This is a genomic window from Pseudoalteromonas sp. CR1, from assembly GCF_019392235.1.
Taxonomy (GTDB): domain Bacteria; phylum Pseudomonadota; class Gammaproteobacteria; order Enterobacterales; family Alteromonadaceae; genus Pseudoalteromonas.
In genome coordinates this window covers 1-22,012 of record NZ_JAHXRM010000007.1, presented here as the reverse complement: position 1 = coordinate 22,012, position 22,012 = coordinate 1, and the positions used below count along the sequence as shown (strand labels likewise).

Annotated in this window: 17 protein-coding genes; 5 read left to right on the top strand and 12 right to left on the bottom strand. The window is 40.7% G+C overall.

From position 1 onward, the window contains the following. Positions 1 to 13: 13 nt before the first annotated feature. From KZZ04_RS08105 to KZZ04_RS08050, 12 genes are all read right to left on the bottom strand, one after another. Positions 14 to 2,275 carry a xanthine dehydrogenase family protein molybdopterin-binding subunit gene (locus tag KZZ04_RS08105; protein WP_219422351.1) on the bottom strand — a complete coding sequence of 754 codons (2,262 nt, stop codon included), beginning with the start codon at positions 2,273 to 2,275 and terminating at the stop codon, positions 14 to 16. Beyond that, a complete protein-coding gene (locus KZZ04_RS08100; RefSeq protein WP_006791476.1) occupies positions 2,272 to 2,769 on the bottom strand; it encodes a (2Fe-2S)-binding protein in 498 nt (165 codons plus the stop codon). The genes KZZ04_RS08105 and KZZ04_RS08100 overlap by 4 nt, the downstream gene beginning before the upstream one ends. 196 nt (positions 2,770 to 2,965) lie before the next feature. Then, a complete protein-coding gene (locus KZZ04_RS08095; RefSeq protein ID WP_219422350.1) occupies positions 2,966 to 3,661 on the bottom strand; it encodes an aspartate/glutamate racemase family protein in 696 nt (231 codons plus the stop codon). Between the two features lie 81 nt (positions 3,662 to 3,742). Next, the gene (locus tag KZZ04_RS08090) at positions 3,743 to 4,093 is read right to left on the bottom strand and encodes a hypothetical protein (protein ID WP_058405012.1); all 351 of its coding nucleotides are present in this window, start codon (positions 4,091 to 4,093) and stop codon (positions 3,743 to 3,745) included. 80 nt (positions 4,094 to 4,173) lie between these two features. Continuing rightward, positions 4,174 to 4,383 carry a hypothetical protein gene (locus KZZ04_RS08085; protein WP_058405011.1) on the bottom strand — a complete coding sequence of 70 codons (210 nt, stop codon included), beginning with the start codon at positions 4,381 to 4,383 and terminating at the stop codon, positions 4,174 to 4,176. A gap of 176 nt (positions 4,384 to 4,559) precedes the next feature. Further along, on the bottom strand, positions 4,560 to 4,886 hold the full coding sequence (locus KZZ04_RS08080) for a hypothetical protein (protein ID WP_138527502.1): 327 nt from the start codon (positions 4,884 to 4,886) through the stop codon (positions 4,560 to 4,562). Next, a complete protein-coding gene (locus tag KZZ04_RS08075) occupies positions 4,883 to 9,673 on the bottom strand; it encodes an RHS repeat-associated core domain-containing protein (RefSeq protein ID WP_058405009.1) in 4,791 nt (1,596 codons plus the stop codon). Before KZZ04_RS08075 ends, KZZ04_RS08080 begins: the two co-directional genes overlap by 4 nt. A 15-nt stretch (positions 9,674 to 9,688) precedes the next feature. Further along, entirely contained in the window at positions 9,689 to 10,519 is an 831-nt protein-coding gene (locus KZZ04_RS08070; protein WP_058405008.1) for a hypothetical protein, read from the bottom strand. 170 nt (positions 10,520 to 10,689) lie between these two features. After that, positions 10,690 to 13,323: a methionine synthase gene (metH, locus tag KZZ04_RS08065; RefSeq protein ID WP_219422349.1), complete on the bottom strand. Its 2,634-nt coding sequence runs from the start codon at positions 13,321 to 13,323 to the stop codon at positions 10,690 to 10,692. A gap of 8 nt (positions 13,324 to 13,331) precedes the next feature. After that, positions 13,332 to 14,402, bottom strand: coding sequence for a homocysteine S-methyltransferase family protein (locus KZZ04_RS08060; protein WP_219422348.1), 1,071 nt, complete (start codon positions 14,400 to 14,402; stop codon positions 13,332 to 13,334). Next, entirely contained in the window at positions 14,392 to 15,339 is a 948-nt protein-coding gene (gene metA, locus KZZ04_RS08055) for a homoserine O-succinyltransferase (RefSeq protein WP_219422347.1), read from the bottom strand. The genes KZZ04_RS08060 and metA overlap by 11 nt, the downstream gene beginning before the upstream one ends. 182 nt (positions 15,340 to 15,521) lie before the next feature. Then, a complete protein-coding gene (locus KZZ04_RS08050; protein WP_219422346.1) occupies positions 15,522 to 16,826 on the bottom strand; it encodes a Xaa-Pro peptidase family protein in 1,305 nt (434 codons plus the stop codon). Positions 16,827 to 17,002: 176 nt separating this feature from the next. On the opposite strand from KZZ04_RS08050, the gene ettA reads away from it, so the two are divergent. The 5 genes from ettA (at position 17,003) to KZZ04_RS08025 (ending at position 21,457) form a co-directional block, all read left to right on the top strand. Then, positions 17,003 to 18,676, top strand: coding sequence for an energy-dependent translational throttle protein EttA (gene ettA, locus KZZ04_RS08045; protein WP_006791482.1), 1,674 nt, complete (start codon positions 17,003 to 17,005; stop codon positions 18,674 to 18,676). Between the two features lie 137 nt (positions 18,677 to 18,813). After that, entirely contained in the window at positions 18,814 to 19,179 is a 366-nt protein-coding gene (locus KZZ04_RS08040; RefSeq protein WP_219422345.1) for a PilZ domain-containing protein, read from the top strand. A 53-nt stretch (positions 19,180 to 19,232) separates the two neighbouring features. Next, on the top strand, positions 19,233 to 20,141 hold the full coding sequence (locus KZZ04_RS08035; protein ID WP_219422344.1) for a histone deacetylase: 909 nt from the start codon (positions 19,233 to 19,235) through the stop codon (positions 20,139 to 20,141). A 61-nt stretch (positions 20,142 to 20,202) separates the two neighbouring features. Beyond that, complete coding sequence (locus tag KZZ04_RS08030; protein WP_219422343.1) at positions 20,203 to 20,700, top strand: TlpA disulfide reductase family protein; 498 nt, start codon at positions 20,203 to 20,205, stop codon at positions 20,698 to 20,700. A gap of 91 nt (positions 20,701 to 20,791) precedes the next feature. After that, on the top strand, positions 20,792 to 21,457 hold the full coding sequence (locus KZZ04_RS08025; RefSeq protein ID WP_219422342.1) for a hypothetical protein: 666 nt from the start codon (positions 20,792 to 20,794) through the stop codon (positions 21,455 to 21,457). Positions 21,458 to 22,012: the final 555 nt, after the last annotated feature.

The window sequence follows — 22,012 nt, the reverse complement described above, 5'->3', positions numbered from 1 at the left end:
AAAAGGACGTTATTTACGCTTTTAATTGGTTACCTATAGGCAGTTGCCTAATGCGCTTACCACAAGCTGCAAAAATAGCGTTACACAATGCAGGAGCATAAACCGGCGTTGCGGGCTCGCCTACGCCTGCTGGTGGTGCATCGCTTTGTATTATTTCTACTTCTACCTCTAGTGGTGAATCGCTCATACGCGGTACGCGGTAATCATGAAAATTACTTTGCTGCACGCGGCCTTTATCAAAAGTAATACCATCGCTAATTGCAGTGGTAATCCCGTAAATAGAGCCACCTTGCGTTTGGTTTTTAACGGTATCGGTATTTACAACCGTACCCGCATCAATAGCCACCCACGATTTTATCACGTTTAAATCGCCAGCATCAGATACTTCTACCTCTACAACCGTTGCCACATACGTTAGAAAGCTGCGGTGCGCTGCAATGCCTAACCCGCGCCCTTTTGCCAGTGTTCTCCCCCAATTTGCCATACTCGCTGCTTTTTCAATAACATGACGCAAACGGCTTATTTCAAGTGGATAAACCGCTTTATCGCCACCGTAGTTATTATAGTTTGCGTTCTGGCTTGCGAAATCGATAGTACGCGCTGGCCCAATGGTTTCCAATAAATAATCTTTTGAGTCTTTACCCGCCTTGTGGGCAGCCTCATTTATAAATGACTGCACGGCAAACGCATGGAAAATATTTGTGACCGAGCGCATCCAGCCTATTCGGGCTTTTGCTGGTGCTTCACCTCGTTCCAGTTTCATATTGGGTGTTAAAATTGGATTATCAGTAAAACCTAGGTCTAGCTCAAAGCCACCAGGTGCAGATGCCCCTTCTTGAAAGGTAGACATAATTGGCGAAAACGCCGTGCGATGCAAGTAAGCCTCAATATTACCTTTTTCATTGAGTGACGCTTCAATATGTTGAGCCGATACCGCATGATAAAAACTGTGTTGAATATCATCCTCTCGCGTCCATTGTACGCGTATAGGTTGCCCTACTTTCATTGAAATGTAGGCGGCCTCTGCCGAAAAATCAGGTTTTGATTTACGCCCAAACCCGCCACCTAACATGGTGACATGTACGTTAATTTTACTCTCGTCCATACCCAGTAGTGCGGCCACAGTTTTCATATCGGCTTGCGGGTTTTGCGTTGCAGCCCAAATATCTACACTGTCTTTATTGTACATTGCCGTGGCGCAAGGTGGCTCCATAGGTGCTTGAGTTAAATGCGGCGCGTAATAGTCGGCAACTAATTTATTGCTCGATTTAGCCAACACGCCCATGGTATCGCCTTTTTCGCGCACATGCGCTTGCGGCTCACTCACTGTTTGCAGTAACGACTTTTTAAAGCTCTCTGAATTATAATCGCCGTTTTTACCATCATCCCACACCACTTTTAGTGCTTTACGCGCCTGCCATGCAGCCCAGGTGTTTTTAGCAACAATAGCAATGCCGCCTTTTGGCTGAAATTGCGGTGCACCTTTTGGTGCAGGCATTTCAATAACATCAACTACGCCATTAATTGCTTTAGCGGCGCTAGCATCAAACGATTTAACCACACCACCTACTACCGGCGGGCGCTCAATAATAGCCACCAGCGCTTTTGGTTCGCGTACATCGGCAGCAAATGTGGCTTTACCGGTTACTAAATCGGTTAAATCTATGTGCGCCATACCGGTATTTATATAACGCCATTCTTTACGTGTTTTAAGTGATAGCTTGTCAGGCTCAGGCGGAGTAATGCCAAGCGCGAGATCTATTAAGTCTTTGTAGGCAAGCGTTTTGCCTGAGCTGTGGGTAACCACGTGCTGATTAGCTGTACAGGTTTGCGGCTTAACTTTCCAATATTTAGCAGCTGCGTGCTGCATCATATAACGTACGCTTGCGCCCATTTCGCGCAGGCGCTGCATGTTGTAGCGAATACTGCGCGAGCCATCGGTATTTTGATCCCCGTATTTAGGGTCGCCTTTACCTTGAATAACCACTACTTTATCCCACGCAGCTTCCATTTCGTCTGCCACAATTTGAGCAATGGCGGTACGAATTTGTTGGCCCATTTCAGAGCGGTGACAGGTTATTTCAACCATGCCATCGGGGCGCAGTGCTATGAATAAGTTGGCACGCTTTGCTTGCTCAGAGGGTTGTTCTAACACGCCTGCAAACGCTCTTGGAGCACTGCCTACAAAGTAAGTGCCTAATACTAATGCACCTATTGCGCTGGTTTTTAAAAATTGGCGGCGGTTTAGGTCAAAGTACGTATTGTCGTTTTTCATACTTCTTCCCCTTGCTCATTTGGGTCAAAATATTCAACGCCCGCAATAGTTTTAGCCGCCGACTTAATCGCTTTATGAATACGTGGGTATGTACCACAACGACAAATATTGCCCGACATATTACTCACTATTTCATCATCAGTTGGATTGGGGTTAGCTGCTAACAAGCTTGCCGCTTGCATTATTTGCCCGCACTGACAAAACCCACACTGCGGCACTTTATGCTCAACCCAGGCTTTTTGCACAGGATGGTCGCCTTGCTCGCTTAATCCTTCAATAGAGGTAATATTGCGCCCTACTACAGCCGATACCGGTAATACACACGAGCGCTGCGCTACGCCATCAATATGTATAGTGCACGCACCACACTGCGCCATACCACAACCAAACTTAGGCCCGGTTAAATTTAATTCATCTCGAAGATACCAAAGCACAGGCGTTGACGGATCGCCTGTAAACTCATGTTTATTACCATTAACGGTAAGCGTGATCATATTTAACTCCTTGGCAAAGCGCTTTAAAGGAATGCCTTGTTGCGCGAGAACGGTTTGAATACTTGCTACTTTTTTAGCCTACCACTTAGCATTGGTTTATTGAAATTTTTATCGGTAAGTGGCTGTAATAAGCTTTGGCAAGTCGCTAAACGCAAAAACCGCCCTATGGCGGTTTTATGCATAAACTAAATGCTCGTTATTTAGTTAGTGCTAACTTAACCGCGGCCTGCGCATGAATTTGCGTGGTATCGTAAAGCGGCACGGTTGTATGTTGCGGCTCTACCAATAAAGCAATTTCAGTACAGCCTAAAACAATGGCCTGTGCACCTTTTATAAACATACGCTCAATAATATTTATAAACTCAGTTCGGGCTTCATCATTAATAATACCTTGGCATAACTGATTGTAAATTATGTCGTGAACACGCGCTCGCTCATTAGGCTCGGGTATTAACACTTCAATGTTATGCTTATTGGTTAACCGCCCTTTGTAAAAGCTTTGCTCCATTGTAAATTGCGTGCCCAACAACCATACTCGCGTTATTTTATCGTGTTTTAACTGATCTGCGGTTGCGTCAGCGATATGTAAAATAGAAATACTAAGATTACTGGCGATATGGTCAGCCACTTTGTGCATGGTGTTGGTACAAATAAGTAAAAAATCAGCCCCACCAGCCTCTACCGATTTAGCAGCTTCAGCTAGAAGAGCGGCTGTTTGTGGCCAATCACCTTGGTGCTGCAATGTTTCAATTTCTGCAAAATCAACACTTACCATACAAATTTTGGCACTATGCAGCCCACCCAGCGCACCTTTCACCCCCTGGTTTAACGCTTTGTAATAGCTAGTGGTTGACTCCCAACTCATACCACCAAGCATGCCAATCGTTTTCATAAAATTGCCTTTTTTAATATACTAAAAGAGCTAAGCAGTTATCCCAAATGTATCTTAATTAGCTGAGGGATTAAGCCATAGCTATTTTTTAATGCCTCTTTCGGTTTTACAAACGATTACAATAGCGGTAATAAAATTAAAGAAAATACCAAGAACAAACCAAAGTAAAGCACTTCGGCCTGTAGATTTAGCCCACCAAGCACTGAAAAAAGCAAAAAATAATACAGCCAATGCACTACGATTAAATTCCTCTTCTAACTTTTCTGTGTCGTAAGACAAGCTCGATAACTTACTTTCTAACTCGTTGACCTTTTTAGTTAATAGCATAATTTTTTCACTTTGCTCATTTTGTGCAGTGACTGTTTCTATAGGCTGAGCGTATGCCAATAATGAGCTTGCAACCCATATCATAATGCAGAGTATAAATTTCATTTTATTCCTTTAAATTATTTAAACTTAAACAGGTAATTAACCAAATTACGTTAATTGAGGTTGGGATAAAAAACCAGTATTTAAAGCTTTTCTTTGTTTATTAAAGCTCTTTCTTTAACTGCAGATTGGCGAATAAAAAACATTATTACGCAGCCTGCAATATTCCCACCTATTAATAAGTTGGGTATGGCTAAAATAGTTATTTGATTAACTTTTCTCTTATATACAGCCCATAAATGCCAAAAAGCATAACGGTAAAGGCCACCCACTGCAAAAGCTAAGGCATGCACACTTCCCTTTTTAAGAACAATAAATACCATCCCAGAAGCAAGAATTAGTAAAGTCCAGATAGTTGACAGGCAAAAAGCAAGACGCGACCCCATTCTTTTACTTTTATTCTATGAACTTGGAACTTTGGCTTCAAAAGCAGCCAAAAATAAAGCCCCTTGCGGGGCTTTAAAATGGTTCAACTTAGCGTTATAAAAGCGCCTTTATCGTAATAATATTTGACAGCTGCAATAAGAAACTCTTGTTCTACATCCTTAATTTGAGCATTCAAATTCTCAGAAACATCCTGTACATCACTTATTGAAAGAGCATATTTAAGGCCATTTCTTTTTGCAATTTCAGGATCATCATCTGGATCTTCGGTTTCTTCAGGATCTAATATCATGCACATCATTCGTTCATCCCAAACCGTATCCACGGCAGGTATGTATAATGCGTAGTCCCATGGTAATGTCTCGATCTTTAGTAACACTTTATCTAACGTAATTAAAATATCTGTACTCAATTTCTTCCTCCTCCCCATGTGCTCATACCACCAACACCTCCGGGATGCAGAGTTGACTGTACTGCGCCTGGGGCATTATGATGACTTCTAGGTACAAGCTGCATCACTCCAGGCTCAACTCCATGATGCCAGGTAACATTTTTAGTTGGTGCTTTCCTTGGATATGCCCCTCTTGCCCCCGGTTGAACCCCTTTCGTTATTCCTGGGTGCAAAGCTTCCATCATATTACCAAATACTGGGTCACTCTGCATTTGTTGATGTAAATTTTGATTTGCTTCTTGAAAGTGAGCTTTATCAGACTTTCCTGGATACATATTGTTAGATAATTTTGTTTCGAATGATACGGAGTATTGAGCGCTATTTCCTCTAGTAGCTAATGCTTCAGAAGCTTCTCGTGAAGCTTTAATAGCTATACCAGCACCACCCGGTACAACAGGTATCGCCAAAGCAGCCCCATCAGCAATCACCCCAAGCGCATCTATACCAGCAGCACCCCAATTACCATTCCACAGATTACCACCTAGTGAAGTTAAGCCTACACTAAGACTCGCAGCATCCCAAACAGATTCTGCTATTGCTCCACTAGGATCAGTATACTTATAAGGGTTATTATTAGCATAAGCATAACGGTTAAAACTATGTACATCACGGAATCCAACAGGATCATTCGAATAAAAACGACCTATGACTGGATCATAGTATCGTGCCTGCATATAACTCAACCCTAAGTCGGTGTCGAATTTATGCCCTGTGTACCCCACATCATCTTTGGGGGCTTCTATCGTTTCACCAAATGGACGAGCATGCTGTCGGCTTTCATCTATGCTTTGCGATGTTACATCACCATATTTAGCTATGAGTTTTTTACCTAAGTAAATATAGTTAGTACCTTCACCGGTTATGGTGTCACCTTTTTCTCTGTAAAGTAATGTACCTCCTTGGCTGTACATTGAATAACTTGTACCGTTGATGTCAGTTTGTTTTACTCGGCGATTATGCCCGTCATATAGGTAGCTATTTCCTTTTGCAGTGGTAAGTTGGTTAGCATGGTTAAAGTCAAGTGTATATGCGCCATTATCATTGATGTTACCTCGATCATCATAACCTATTGAGCCGTATTGGCCATTTACGCCATTTACTTTAAATAAGCGATTTTTAGCATAATCATATTCATAGGTGAGTGTTTTATTTTTACTTTTATAGTATGTGATGTTACCAAACCCATCGTAATGCATTTCACTCGAGCCGATTTCAGAGCCTCCAGTGGTGCTTGTTAGGCGGTCTAGGCCATCATATTCTAAATTCGTCAAACTATATTTAGGGTTTTGGTCATCAATGATTGAGGTAACATTCGCATTATTATCGTAATCATAAGTCAATGACATAACCGTACTAGGTAGATTACTGCCACCGGCGCCAGTATCTTTTAAGCGTTTTGGCAGTAAACTATCTGTATGTATTGTTGTTTCATGTTTTACACCGTTGCCATATGTAAATGATTTCAACAAACCATTTGCATAATATGTAGCACTTTTAGCAAAGCTTAAAGCAACAGTTCCACCATCATAACTTTGCGCTTCTGTTGGCTCACCAAAACTATTGGGCTGGTAATTTACAATAGTTCCATCGGGGTAACCTAAGTGTTCTAGCTGTTGTAAATCATTGTATTTATAATCAAGCATTAGAGGTGATTCATCCTCAACAAATAATTGTTCTTCTTCAAGAAGGTTTTGATTATTGTATTCGTAACGATGAACTACGCTGCCAGCTTCTAAAGTCAAAATGTTACCATTGTTATCCAGTTCGTAAATCACGTCTCCCGAGTTATCTGGGTAGTCAATTTTATGTAATTCGCCGTGACCATCATAACTAAAGGTGGTACTATTTTCTGGTTCTGAAATACGACATTCAGTATCATCAACTCCAGGTTTACTCCAAACTAATTCACCTAAAGCATTGTGTTTATAAAGTACGTTACCAACATCCTCACGAGTTACTAGGCATAATTGTTTATAATCATCATAGTAACGATTTTCATGAAAAGTTTTCAAGTTAGCATCGCTAGTATAACCATTTTGAGAAATTGAATTTACGTGTCCATAAACATCAACATCAATTGTTGTTGTGACATTTTCCGGTGATTCAATTCTAGTTATTACATCATAATTAGGAGAGCCAAATGCTTGAAACGAAGTAGTGGTAGCGTTTCCTTTTGCGTCGGTAACTTGAATTCTATTACCGGCTAAATATGCATAGGTGACTTGACCTAAACCACTAGTAGAAACTTCTTTAATACGACCAAACCCATCGTAAATAGTCTCTATACCATTTAAATTTATTTTTGAAGATGACCAAAATGATTCAAAAATCTTCTGGTTATTATAATCGTAGTTAAAGTTTTTATAACGCGTATCTGTACCATCTGTTTGAACAAGTTGTTTTAACCTCATCAAACCATCAAATATCTCGGTTACAGAGTAAACAGGCTCACTCTCGCAGCTACTTAGTTCAAGATCTAAATTACAATATTTGACAATCCGTTTAGGGCTTGTACCATCTGAATAGTCCCAAGTGAAAAATTTACCATACCAATCATTACCAAACTTTTCGTCATTAGAATAACTTACAGCTTGAATAGCACCACTAGAGTGGTATGAAAAACTCGTTTGGTTTCCATTTAAATCAGTTGTTCCTATTTCCCAACCATTAGCGTCCAACTCCTTTGACATAGTAATATGATCATCGCCATACCTGGCTATTTTTCTTATCGTTTTTGCTATACCAAACTTATAATCTGAAAATAAAACAAATCGATTTCCTTGGTCATTAACCGCATTATATTCCTCTTTTATTATATTTCCTTCCGAATCATATTCAGGATAACGATTTACCCATCTCCCAAACTGTTTCTTCTCAAACGGTAAGCCTAACCCATCATATTGCCCTTTAGCTGTTACATCATCATGGTAGGTGATCTCTGAAATAGTTTGATAGCTGTTTTCACTATCATCTTCAGATACCATTACTGATGTTGGCAAACCCAATAACCAGTTATCACCGGTTTCATGTTGGTAGGATAACAGTGTAAATTTTGTTTTACCGCTAAAGCTTTCTTCTATCTTTGTTGGCTTCCCATACAAGTCATCAGATTCAAAACTTGTACTATATATACCGCCATCTTGCGAAATAATACGTCCTTTTAATCTTACTTTTGAAGTTAAAGATTTAGCTATATCTTCTGGGAAATCCAAGAAAGTAAATTCGCCTATGTCTGCTATTAATTCATAGGTATAGTTTATTTCTTTTGTAATAGAATCTTCATTCTCCGAGTCATAGTTGGTGACAACTTCTCTCAATAACTTACCATGTTGAAATGATTTATCATCAGAAAAATATTTAATCGAAGTGTCCAAATCTCGAGTTGCTGTAAACTGGACCACGTTCTTTGAATTAAGGCTGCTATCTTTATAATCAAAAAACCATGTATTAGTATTATCAACACCATCATTCACTACTTTTGAATGTAACTTTCTATTTTCTCTATATGGATCGTTCCTCATACGATTAAATACTTTATACGAGTAAGATATTGTTCCCCCGCTTGGAAGGGTAACCATAGTAAGGAGTCTAGGACCATTATATTCGAAGTAATGAGGGTTACCTTCATCTCGATATGATTTCTTATCATCCAATGAAACTTCGCCATATTTATAACGCCAGACTTTTTCTCCAGATGTAACTTCGCTTAAATAATACCTTCCATCCATCGGATTATCATAATAGCCATATTCAATAGACTGACCACCATCAACTGCTATATTTTTGATTCTCTCATTATATCTGCTAGGTGTTGATGAGAAGTAATTTACATCTATATTTGTACCGTCACTACGATTTATTTTGGTCAACCTTTGCTCTATATAAGGAACTCTTATATGCGATGCATTATGTCCTATATCATTCTTTGGCATAAAAAAGTTGCCATGAGATTCATAATCATAGGTAATGGCTGTCCCAAAAATGTTATTTACTTCTGAAGCAAATAGAGTTGTATTTCCTGTATGATTAAATTGATGACTTAAGCCAATATGACTATAAATAGCTTGAACAACGTCTATTCTATATGTAAGACCTTTTGGTGACTTTACAACAAAGCCGTTACCATCACTCGTACATGTTGCTATCCAGTCATTAGTTGTAACCCATTTAGCTGATGGATAGCGAGCATCGTCTGTATTTTTGAATAATTGCTGAGCTGACTGGCCCGGTATTTTTAAAGTCATGCCTGACCAATATTTCTTAGCGATCTGTATTCCACCGCTATTTAATGTAGAAGCACGGCCATCACCAGGGTATGGATCGTTACAGATTCCCGTTCTAGTTGTACTAACATGATCTATCAGCTTATCGTATTCAGCTTTATCAGGGGTCGCACTCCATCCTCTAGTTATGCCATAAGGTACAGTTGGTATTATTATCCTTGGAATCTCCAGGCGCCAGTTGCTCATACTGCCAATTTGACCGTTAAAACCCCAGACTCTCTCACTTTGCCCAAAACTTCTTGAAATCAAAATGTCCATACCATTTCCACCAGGAATGTGCATGTCTATAGATTCGTAACTCAGCTGACCATTTATAGGATTAATATTCTCGCCTACACTTTGATACCCATTTTCAATAGAGTATTGTTCAGTAAACCCTTTGTAATCTTTTGCTGTTAAGCTCTCAACAGAGCTTGAAAAAAAGAGTATGACAAGTAGTGGTATTCCACATATCAAATTATTCATTTCTACTTAAATCCTTTATTTTGTCTCAGCCACAGGGCTACCTAATAGATCCGTGTGAACATAAATTATTCTTTTACCTGGCTCAATAACGTTAAATATTACTGAGCGTATATCACTATCTAAGTCGCCACTTTTGGTTGCGTAAGTACATACCTTTTTGCTTTTATTGATGTATATTGGATCAAAATATAAAAGCCATGGCTCTGATGAGTAACAACTCTTTTCTTTCTCAACTAGCCTAAACCATACTTGTCCTGAGCTGTGAGCTATTTCAAATGATGAGCCTTTTACTAAATCTCCACCATTTGGCTTAAAATACGGCGAACCTAACTTCACTTTACGTTTAATTTCTGGACTATATAAATAGGGTGAATAAGTAGTTTGATCTGTAGAATTATTAACCCTTTTAGCCCTTACTCTAAATTTAATTGTCGAAAACGGAAAAGAACTGTAGGTATAGTAATTATGTGGTGAGTTACTTATTAACCTGTATGAATTATTGTTCAGTTCAGATACTTCAACATCAATACTAAAACTAAAATGACCACGGCTACGCATATCGTACGAGTACAGACTTCCTTGAGGTGGGAGTATAGGAGATGGTACCGTGATTTCTCCTTCTAATGCCCAATCCCATGAAATCTTTAAGGCATCATTGTCTTGTACATATTTAAAATTAGTCGGAGCTGTTACCCCTTGGCTTGGAGGTGTAGGGGTTATAGGAATAGGATCTGGTGGATATACTGGCCCGCCTGTATAGGGTGGTAAATTAAAAACCCCACTGGCCTTAGCCCCTTCTGCATAAAACAATAAAAATAAACATACTATTAAAACTTTAATCTTCACACTTACTCTCTGTATACAAAAAAGAAACATAATAACATAAATAAGGTACAAAAAGTAAAGCGAACAATTACTTATAAACAATAAAACCTGTAGCCTAGCACTAAAAAACGAGCCTATTTTGGCTCGTTTTTGTTTTACTGATAGCTGACCGCTAAAAACTGACCGCTTCGCTATGATTCCGGCTCATACCCCAAATTAGGCGATAGCCATCTTTCTGCCTCTGCGAGCGTCATATTAGTTCGCTTGGCGTAATCTTCTACCTGATCCTTTTGCACAGCGGCTACGGCGTAGTATTTTGCCTCTGGATGTGAGAAATACCAGCCCGAAACCGCAGCCCCTGGCCACATGGCGTATGAACTGGTGAGCTGCATACCAATGCGTTTTTCGGTATCGAGCAACTGCCAAATTTTCTTTTTCTCGGTATGCTCTGGGCACGCTGGGTAACCTGGCGCAGGGCGAATACCTTGGTAGTTTTCGCGAATTAGCTCATCGTTACCGAGGTTTTCATCGGGTGCATAGCCCCAATACTCTTTACGCACTTGTTCGTGTAGGTATTCTGCAAACGCTTCTGCGAGCCTATCGGCAACCGCTTTCACCATTATTTTATTGTAGTCGTCTTGCTGTGCGTCGAACGCATTTGCTAAGTCGTCTTCTTCTAAACCGCCCGTTACTGCAAACGCACCAAAGTAATCAGGTGTGCCTTTTGGCGCAATGTAGTCGGCCAAACAATAGTTAGCAAAGTCGGTTTTTTCGGTTTGCTGGCGCAAATGGCACGAGGTGTTTAACAGCTCTTTGCGGGTTTCGTCGGTGTAAATTTCTATGTCATCGCCCACGCGGTTTGCAGGGAATAAACCAATTACACCCAATGGCTGTAAACTGCCTGACTTTTCGAGGTCGTCGAGCATGTCGTTAGCGTCTTTAAATAAGCTACGTGCTTGCTCGCCAACGACTTCGTCATCCATTATGCGCGGGTATTTACCAGCGATTGACCACGTCATAAAATATGGGGTCCAATCTATATATTTACGCAACGTGGCGATTGATACATTTTTAAACTCGGTCACGCCCAGCTTTTTAGGCACAGGTGGCGTGTAGTTATCCCAATCAAGCTGTGCTGCGTTATCGCGAGCACGCTGTATGGTAACCGGTTTTGAGCGTGGTTTTTTACGCGCTTGTTGTTCGCGTACTTTTACGTACTCGGCTTTAGTTTTTTCTAAGAAGGCTGGTTTTAGCTCTTTAGATAACAAGCTTGATACTACGCCCACTGCCCGACTAGCATTATTTACATACACGACGCCTTTGTCGTACTGTGGCTCAATTTTAACGGCAGTATGCGCTTTAGAGGTCGTTGCGCCGCCAATCATAAGTGGTAACTCAAAGCCTCGGCGGGTCATTTCTTTGGCTACATGTACCATTTCATCAAGCGATGGGGTAATTAAGCCCGAAAGGCCTATAATATCGGCTTTTTCGTCAATTGCTGTTTGCAGTATTTTTTCGGCAGGTACCATTACGCCTAAGTCGATTACTTCGTAGTTATTACATTGCAGTACCACGCCTACAATGTTTTTACCTATGTCGTGCACGTCGCCTTTTACGGTAGCCATAACCACTTTACCGTTAGTGGCACCTTCTTCTTTTTCGGCTTCTATGAATGGGTCTAGGTAGGCTACGGCTCGCTTCATTACACGGGCTGATTTAACAACTTGCGGTAAAAACATTTTACCTGCGCCAAATAAATCCCCTACCACGTTCATGCCATCCATGAGTGGCCCTTCAATTACGTGAATAGGTTTATCGGCAGCTGCGCGGCACTCTTCTGTGTCTTCATCTATAAAGGTGGTAATGCCTTTTACAAGGGCGTGTTCTAGGCGTTTTTCAACAGGCCATGTGCGCCATTCTAAATCTTCTACGCGTTCGGCTTGTGCCATGCCTGAAAACTTAGGGGCTATTTCTACAAGGCGTTCACCTGCACCGGGGTCGGTGTTAAGGATTACGTCTTCTACGGCTTTACGAAGTTCCTCTGGGATGTCGTCGTAAACTGCAAGCTGGCCTGCGTTTACAATACCCATGTCCATGCCCGCTTTTATTGCGTGGTATAAAAACACTGAGTGAATGGCTTCACGCACGGGGTTATTACCCCTAAACGAAAACGATACATTAGACACCCCGCCCGACACTTTACAGTGCGGTAAGTTCTGTTTAATGCGGCGTGTGCCTTCAATAAACTCTACGGCGTAGTTGTCGTGCTCTTCTATACCGGTGGCTACGGCAAATATATTAGGGTCGAATATAATATCTTCCGGTGGGAAGCCAATCTCTTCTACTAATATTTTGTAGCTACGCTCACAGATTTCGTATTTTCTATCTGCGGTGTCAGCTTGGCCGTCGGTATCAAACGCCATAACCACAGCGGCGGCGCCAAAGCGTTTAATAATTTTAGCTTGGCGTTTAAACGGCTCTTCGCCCTCTTTAAGCGATATTGAATTAACAATCGCCTTGCCTTGAATACACTTTAAGCCTGCTTCTATCACTTCCCATTTAGAGGAGTCGACCATAATAGGCACTTTTGAGATATCAGGCTCTGAGGCAATTAAGTTTAAAAACTTAACCATGGCCGCTTTTGAGTCCAACATGGCTTCGTCCATGTTTATATCAATAACTTGGGCGCCATTTTCTACTTGTTCGCGGGCAACGGTAAGCGCTGCTTCATAGTCTTCTTCCATGATTAAACGTTTAAACATGGCCGAGCCAGTTACGTTGGTACGCTCGCCAACATTGGTAAATACTGCAATTTGCTGTGTCATGTTGGCTCCTAGTTTAAGTTACAGGCTTCAAGGCCTGATAAACGCATACGTACATCAAGCTCTGGTAATTGGCGAGGTTTAACGCCTTCAAGCCCTTTTGCAAACGCACGAATGTGCGCAGGCGTTGTACCGCAGCAGCCACCCACAATATTAATAAAGCCCGATTTGCCCCAATCTATAATCTCGGCTGCCATATCGCCCGCTTCTAGGTCGTACTCACCAAATTCGTTAGGTAAACCGGCATTAGGGTGTACTGAAGTAAATGTTTCGCATACGCGCGAAAGCTCTTCTACGTATTGGCGAAGTAAGTCTGGCCCTAGGGCGCAGTTAAGGCCAATCGAAATAGGTTTTATATGGCGAATGGAGTTATAAAATGCTTCGGTTGTTTGCCCAGAAAGGGTACGCCCTGAGGCATCGGTAATGGTGCCCGAGATCATTACAGGTAATGTGCGCCCTGCTTGCTCAAACGCTTCTTCTACTGCGAATGAGGCTGCTTTTGCATTTAGGGTGTCGAATATGGTTTCGATAAGTATTAAATCAGCGCCGCCTTCCATTAAAGCAAGAGTAGACTCAACATAAGCAGTAACCAGCTTATCAAACGTTACGTTACGGTAACCTGGGTCGTTTACATCTGGCGAGATAGAACAGGTTTTAGATGTTGGCCCTAACACACCTGCTACATAGCGAGGTTTTTCTGGATTTTTAGCGGTGAACTCGTCACATATTGCGCGCGCGAGTTTAGCCGACTCTAAGTTTACCTCACGGCTTATGCTTGCCATGTCGTAATCTTCCATCGAAATGGTGGTTGAGTTAAAAGTATTGGTTTCAATAATATCTGCACCGGCAGCTAAAAAGCTGCGGTGTATTTCTGTTATTAACTCTGGCTTAGTGAGGCTTAATAAATCGTTATTACCTTTAATTAGCACGTGCCAGTCTTTAAAGCGCTCGCCACGATAGTCTTCTTCTTCAAGTTTATGAGTTTGGATCATGGTGCCCATAGCGCCGTCTAAAATTAAAATACGCTCTTTGAGCGCTTCACTTAGTTGGGCTTGTTTGTTGGCGGCTTTATTATTCGGCATAGTTGTTAGTCCTCACATCTTGGCTAACTAAATTAATATCATACGGTGTGGTTTGATACACGTAGTAATTTAACCAGTTCGAAAAAAGTAAAAAAGCATGGCTTTGCCATGTTTTTGAAGGTTGTTTGCTTGCATCATCATCAGGAAAGTAATTTTCAGGTTTTGGGGCATCTGGGCTTTTTTGTAAATCGCGCTCGTACTCCCCTTTTAGGGTGTCGGCATCGTATTCCGGGTGGCCGGTTATAAATACTTGGCTACCCGATTTGTTTTTCAGTAAGTAAGCACCTACTCGCTCAGAGCCTGCTAATATAACTAAATCATCACATGCGTTTATTTTATTTATATCAATGTGCCCATAACGTGAGTGTGGCACTAAAAAGGTATCGTCGAAGCCACGGGTTAATGCACCATGTTTAAAATGACATTGGTGGGTAAATACACCACACAGCTTATTGGGTTCTAAGTCGCGCTTTAAGTTGTAGCTGTGGAATAACGCGGCATGGGCCGCCCAACACGAAAACAACGTAGAGGTAACGTGTTGCTCTGCCCAATCAATAATGATTTTTAGCTCTTCCCAGTAGGCAACATCTTCATACTCTAAATGTGCTAGTGGTGCACCTGTAACAATAAGCGCATCGTAGTTGTTGTTTTTTACCTCTGAAAAATAGCGATAAAACGTATCGAGGTGTTCTTCTGAATTATTACTGCTGCGGTGGGTGTCTAGGCGCAGCAGCTCTACGTTTACTTGCAAAGGAGAATTGGCAAGCAAACGAATAAACTGTACTTCGGTTTCTACTTTATTAGGCATTAAATTTAATATAGCCAAACGCATTGGGCGGATTTCTTGCGTTTTTGCACGGCTTTTTGGCATTACAAATACGTTTTCTTGGCGTAAACGTGCAATGGCCGGTAGCTCATCCTTTACAGTGATTGGCATATTTTTAACTCCTACTCATAAAAACTCGTGCTAATTATGAACTGAAAGCAAAAAATATCAACCTCTAGATGTATAGATGTCTAAATGAAATTTATTCATTATTACTTAAGTCTGTGGCAAGCAATGAGTTACCCCCTAAAAATAGGCTTAACTCACTGCATTTAAAATACTTACTTTTTAAACTACTCGTTGTTACCTACTAATACTAAATTTTGTTGAGGAGGAATTAAATACTCAGCGCCGTTTTTGGTAATCACAGCCATTTCTTCAACTGAAATGGTTTTAAACTCGGTATTATTCAAAGGCCAACTAAAAAAACCATCAAAGGCAAACACCATTCCTTCTTTTAGTTTACGATGTGCTGCAGGCCTTACTTGCGCACTGCGAGAACCCCCTAAATTTGGGCCAGTGTCGTGCGCAACATATCCTACTGGGTGACCGGTGCTCCATGGCACAGGCTCTGAGTTGTATTTATTCATTAATACGGTTTGAGCTTGATCCACGTCTATGCCTTTTACGCCGGGTTTCATGGCATTAAATGCGGCAAAACCACTGTCTCTGGCGTTAATCCAATATTGCTGAATGTTGGCCGGTGCAGAGGATTCCCCTTCTTTAAGCACATAAGCAAAACGCTGAATATCACTTACCCAGCGATTGTAGAGCTTTACACCAAAATCAATTTGAATTACGTCACCCGGCATAATCATTTTATTTGTAGAATGCGAATGTCCGCGGTCGGGGCCTGAGTTTACGTTGGGGTTTTGGTCGGCAGCCCATGCGTCGGTTACGCCTCGTGCTTTCATTTTAGCTTTTAAAAATTTGGCTACATCGGCATCAGTGGTTTTACCTGGAACAATGGTTTTATAAGCCTCTAGTTGCCACTTTGCTGAAAGCATTGCAGCCTCTTTCATTATTTCAACCTCCGCTGGTAATTTAATTGAAAGCCATTGATAAACGACTTCTTCAGAAGATACGAGTTTTGCTGTTTGCTTTGCGCCTAATAAGCTCGCTAGTTGCTTGTATTGTGAGTGCGATAAGCCATCAGCCTGCGCGTTAAGGTCAGAGACATTTATTGCAATGCGCTCAAAAGGCTGCTTTTTTATAAACTCAGCGGCGTATTTTAACGCAGACACACTGCGTGGCACTGAGATCACTTTTTCATGTATATTTAGCTCGTCGAGTGCTTTTGCTTCGCTTGAAGGTGAGTAAGCAACTGAATGAAACGTCCCTTTATTGAAGTAAAATAAGTACGCCGCTGGTGATCCTGCGTTTTCACAGCCAATATGGTCGGCCAATGGGTCGTTGTTATTTTCTCTACAAACAATAAGCCAAGCGTCTACATTAGCCGCTTTTAACGCGTTTGGCAGGAGCTGGTTTATTCTTTGTTTTCTTATTTCGGGCCAAGGTGAGTCTGCTGCATTTGCTTTGGAATTTATTGTAAATAGTATTAGCAAAGCCAGTATTGTTATTATTTTTTGTATGGTCATGAGTTTTTCTTATTTTTACTATGGTTTAAATACGTTAGCACACCCAAATAAAACTATACATTTAACAAGGTAAAACGATAAACAGATATTCCCACCCGCCATTCGTTGACTGTTTCACCTCTCAACAACTACAATACAACATTGAAATTTTTATTATTATTTGAAGGCTTTCCTCCATGGTTTTACCTGATAAGTTTATTTTCTCGATGAGTCGAGTATCTAAAGTTGTGCCGCCTAAGCGCACAATTTTAAAAGATATTTCGTTGCACTTTTTCCCTGGCGCCAAAATTGGTGTGCTTGGTTTAAATGGTTCTGGTAAATCGTCATTGCTACGCATTATGGCCGGTGTTGACCAAGACTTTGAAGGGGAGGCGCGTCCTCAACCAGGCACTAAAATTGGTTACTTACCACAAGAGCCGGTACTAGATGAAAGCAAAACAGTACGAGAAATAGTTGAAGAAGCTGTTGGCGAAGTAAAACACGCCCTTAATCGCCTTGACGAAGTGTACAACGAGTACGCAATGGAAGGTGCTGACTTTGATGCACTGGCTAAAGAGCAAGGTGAATTAGAAGCGGTTATTCAAGCGCATGATGGCCATAATATCGATAACGTATTAGAGCGTGCTGCTGATGCACTTCGTTTACCTGAGTGGGATGCTAAAATTGAGCACCTGTCAGGTGGTGAACGCCGCCGTGTTGCTATTTGTCGTTTATTACTAGAAAAGCCAGACATGCTTATTCTCGATGAGCCTACTAACCACTTAGATGCTGAGTCGGTTGCATGGCTAGAGCGCTTCTTACATGACTACGAAGGCACTGTAGTGGCAGTAACGCATGACCGCTACTTCCTTGATAATGTAGCTGGCTGGATATTAGAGCTTGACCGTGGTGAAGGTATTCCGTGGGAAGGTAACTACTCTTCTTGGCTTGAACAAAAAGACGCGCGCTTACAGCAAGAACAAAAATCTGAAAAAGCACGTCAAAAATCAATTGCTCAAGAACTTGAATGGGTGCGTTCAAATCCTAAAGGCCGCCAAGCTAAGTCAAAAGCACGTATGGCACAGTTTAGCGAACTACAGCAATCTGATTACCAAAAACGTAACGAAACAAACGAGCTATTTATTCCACCTGGTCCACGTTTAGGCGACCAAGTATTAGAAGTGACTAACTTACGTAAAAGCTTTGGCGACCGCGTATTAATAGACGACTTAAGCTTTACCATGCCAAAAGGCGCTATTGTGGGCATTATTGGCGCCAACGGCGCAGGTAAATCAACACTATTTAAAATGTTAAGTGGCGAAGAGCAGCCAGATAGCGGTAGTGTTAACGTTGGTGAAACCGTACAACTAGCAACGGTTGATCAGTTCCGCGACGATATGGACGAAAGCAAAACAGTATTCCAAGAAATATCTGACGGACAAGACGTACTAAAAATTGGTAACTTTGAATTCCCAAGCCGTGCATACGTTAGCCGTTTTAATTTTAAAGGTAACGATCAGCAAAAGTTTGTAAAAGACTTATCAGGCGGTGAGCGTAACCGTTTACATCTTGCTAAGCTGTTAAAAGCGGGTGGCAACGTAGTGCTACTGGATGAGCCAACCAATGATTTAGACGTTGAAACATTACGTGCACTTGAGAACGCTATTTTAGAATTCCCAGGTTGTGTAATGTGTATATCGCATGACCGTTGGTTCCTTGACCGTATTGCTACGCACATTTTAGATTACCGCGACGAAGGGCAAATTAACTTTTTCGATGGTAACTATACTGAATACGAAGAGTGGCTTAAAAAAACCTATGGTGCAGAAGCAGCTCAACCAAAACGTATTAAATACAAAAAGATTGGTTAATCGCTAAATTAACTGAAATACTCTTAAAACCCTGCTTTTGCGCAGGGTTTTTTTATAACCGAAAAACATCCGTTAATTTCGTGCTAGCATCTATTTAATTACAGACTATGGTTAATAAAAAACAATAAGGCAAAGTTATGCAAGAACGTCGTCAATTTTCTCGTATTTTATTTTCAACCGATGCACACATAATTTTTCAAGAAAATGAGTACCCATGTACCCTGCTTGATATTTCATTGCACGGCGCGTTGGTCAGCAAATGTGATGTGTTAAATGATCAAACAGAGAACGATGCAATACTGCGTTTTATTTTACCTGACAGCGAAATTGAAATAAAAATGGAGACAACTATTTGCCATATAGAAGCCAATCACATTGGTTTAAAGTGTAAGCATATTGATATTGATAGTATTTCCTACCTAAAACGACTGATAGAGCTAAACTTAGCGGACGATGAGTTACTTCATCGTGAATTAGAGATGCTTATTCACGACTCACAATAGACTCTTTAAAGTGAGTTGATTACCATAAGGCAAACTTTATAGCCTATGTGAACATGAACTTAAATCCTCATTTACCGTTAGTGTACCATCCAAACTACTCGTTTAGTTTTGATCCTAAGCATCGTTTTGCAATGAGTAAGTTTGCAAATTTATACGCACACGTAAAAAAACTAGGCTTAATTGGCAATAACCTCACACAGCCTATTTTAGGCTCTCCCGAGCCTTTAGAGCGAGTACATTGCGACAACTATATTCACGATTTATGGAACAACCGCTTAGACGATAAAGCCATGCGCCGCATAGGATTACCTTGGTCACCCCAGTTAATGGCGCGCACTTTTACTGCACCGCAAGGCACATTACAAACCGCACGTTTAGCGCTAAAACACGGTATAGCCTGTCACCTAGCAGGAGGCACCCATCATGCGCACTTTGATTTTGGCTCAGGATATTGCATGGTGAACGATCTAGCCTTTACCACTCAAACCTTGATTGATAGCGGTGAAGTAACCAATGTGCTTATTTTTGATTTAGACGTACATCAAGGTGATGGCACCGCCGCTATGCTTGCACATCAGCCCTATGCCTATACCTGTTCAATACACTGTGAAAAAAACTTCCCGTTTAGGAAGTCGGCCAGCGATTTGGATATTGGCTTAGCAAATCATATGCAAGATGCAGAATACTTAGCTATTGTTGACGATACCTTAAGCTACCTACTTAAAGAACTAAACCCAAGCTTAGTGCTGTACGATGCCGGTGTAGATATTTGGCAAAACGATGGCTTAGGTAAATTAGACATAAGCTGGGATGGGATTGCTAAACGTGATCATCTGGTTTTAAAACGCTGCCTTGAGCACAACATACCTGTGGCAACTGTTATTGGTGGCGGTTACGATAAAGACCACCTTCGCCTTGCGCAGCGCCATGGCATAGTGATTGAACAAGCAGCACGTTTTTAAAATGAAATAAAAACCCAATATTGTCGTTCTTATTTGCTAACAAAATAAAAGCGACACGTTTATGAAACACATTTTTGCAGCTATAACACTTATCCTTTTAAGTTTAGCAGTCTTTGCGGAGCAGCCTGCTCTCGACTCAAACCACTCTAAACTACCACCTTTAACATTAAACATGGCCGATGGTACAAATATAAAAACTCAGGAATTATTAGGCCAACCTTATGTTTTACATTTTTGGGCTACATGGTGTCCTTATTGTAAAAAGTTACAACCAGCCCTTCAAAAAATACACAACATGGGCTTAAACGTAATAGCTGTAAGTTTTAAAGAAGATGATAACGCCTTCCCCGCCAAAGCATTAACCAATAGGGGCTATACATTTAAAACCGCAATACAAGCCGATGAAATTGCGACACAACTAGGAATACGCGGCACACCAACTACATTGTTTATAAATGAAAATGGCCATGTTGTTTGGGTTACTCATTCTTCAAACCCCGATAATACAAACCTATATTTAAATGCTCGCACTTTAATAAACTCAATCAACACAAAATAGGTGAATAATTTGGCCGGTATAATGCCTATTAAAATATGAGTTATATAAACTTTATACTACAATTTAAGCCTATAAATTAATTGGGGTTATTATGCGTTTAATATTTACTTTATTGTTGCTTGTGTTCAGTGCAACAGCGTTTGCTGAAGAAGAAAAGGTAGAACTTCCACCGCTAGACCCTAGCTACAATGCAGTTCACCCCATGGCCCTAGTTAATAGAGGGTCTTCCATCTTTGCTATTAATCTTCCATCTTATAGATCACCACACGACCTGCAAGTTGTTTACGAAGTAAAAAACTCAAATGTTGCTTTTTTAAGCTTTGTGAAAAATGCCGATATGATCACTATAAAACCGCAAAAGTTTAATATTCAACATTTAATGCGCGGGGACGAAATAACAATTACAGCCGACGTATACGAAGGTGATTATCGTCAAGGCGGTAGTTTAATTTATGAAGCCAAGCAGCTTGAGCTTGATAAGCAACTGTACGCCAGAGAACTCGATGAGATAAGCGAATCTTCACAATGGCACGAGTACGATATGATTGAGTTAAACGGTACAGAGCGTATTTATGTACATAAAATTCAAAAAGCTCCAAGCTTTAACCACTTAATATTTGTGGACTTAGTTAATGCTTGTATGCAGAAGGTTCGCACATCAAAACGTGTTCCTCCTGAAAACGAACTCACCTACAAATTTATAAACTGTGGAACCTTAAAGCCTCTTTTTTATGATGGCGAAAGCTTACTTAAATAACCTATTTACTCTTAGGTATAATTAATAGGTATTAAATTATAAGATGAAATTAAAGGACAGTTTTTTAAAGCAAGTACGTATGTTGTTGCTAGGTTATTTTTTTGATTATACCAATTTGCCTAATTAAGTGATGTACTTTGAGGAATGGAAACGCGTTGATAGCTAAGTACTACGTTAGCTGTTTAATTGTTCTGAATGAGAGTTTTATATTATAAATAGCTAGACCCTTAGCCTCGCAAAATGATTAAATATTATTGCAGATTGGTATGAGTAGTTATAGTAAATGAAATTACTTTAAAGTAGCAGAAATAAAAACGGCTTAAACTCAACATGATTGAATTTAAGCCGTTTACACACTAATAATATCTTCACACACAATATAAAGATTTTGGTTTTACACTGCGTGGCAATTGTAGGGAAATAAAAACAACCCAAGTTAAGTCACCACCAAACTTGAGTTGTCTTTCACACTGACAACATCTTCACACACAATATAAAGATTTTGGTTTTACACTGCGTGGCAATTGTAGGGAAATAAAAACAACCCAAGTTAAG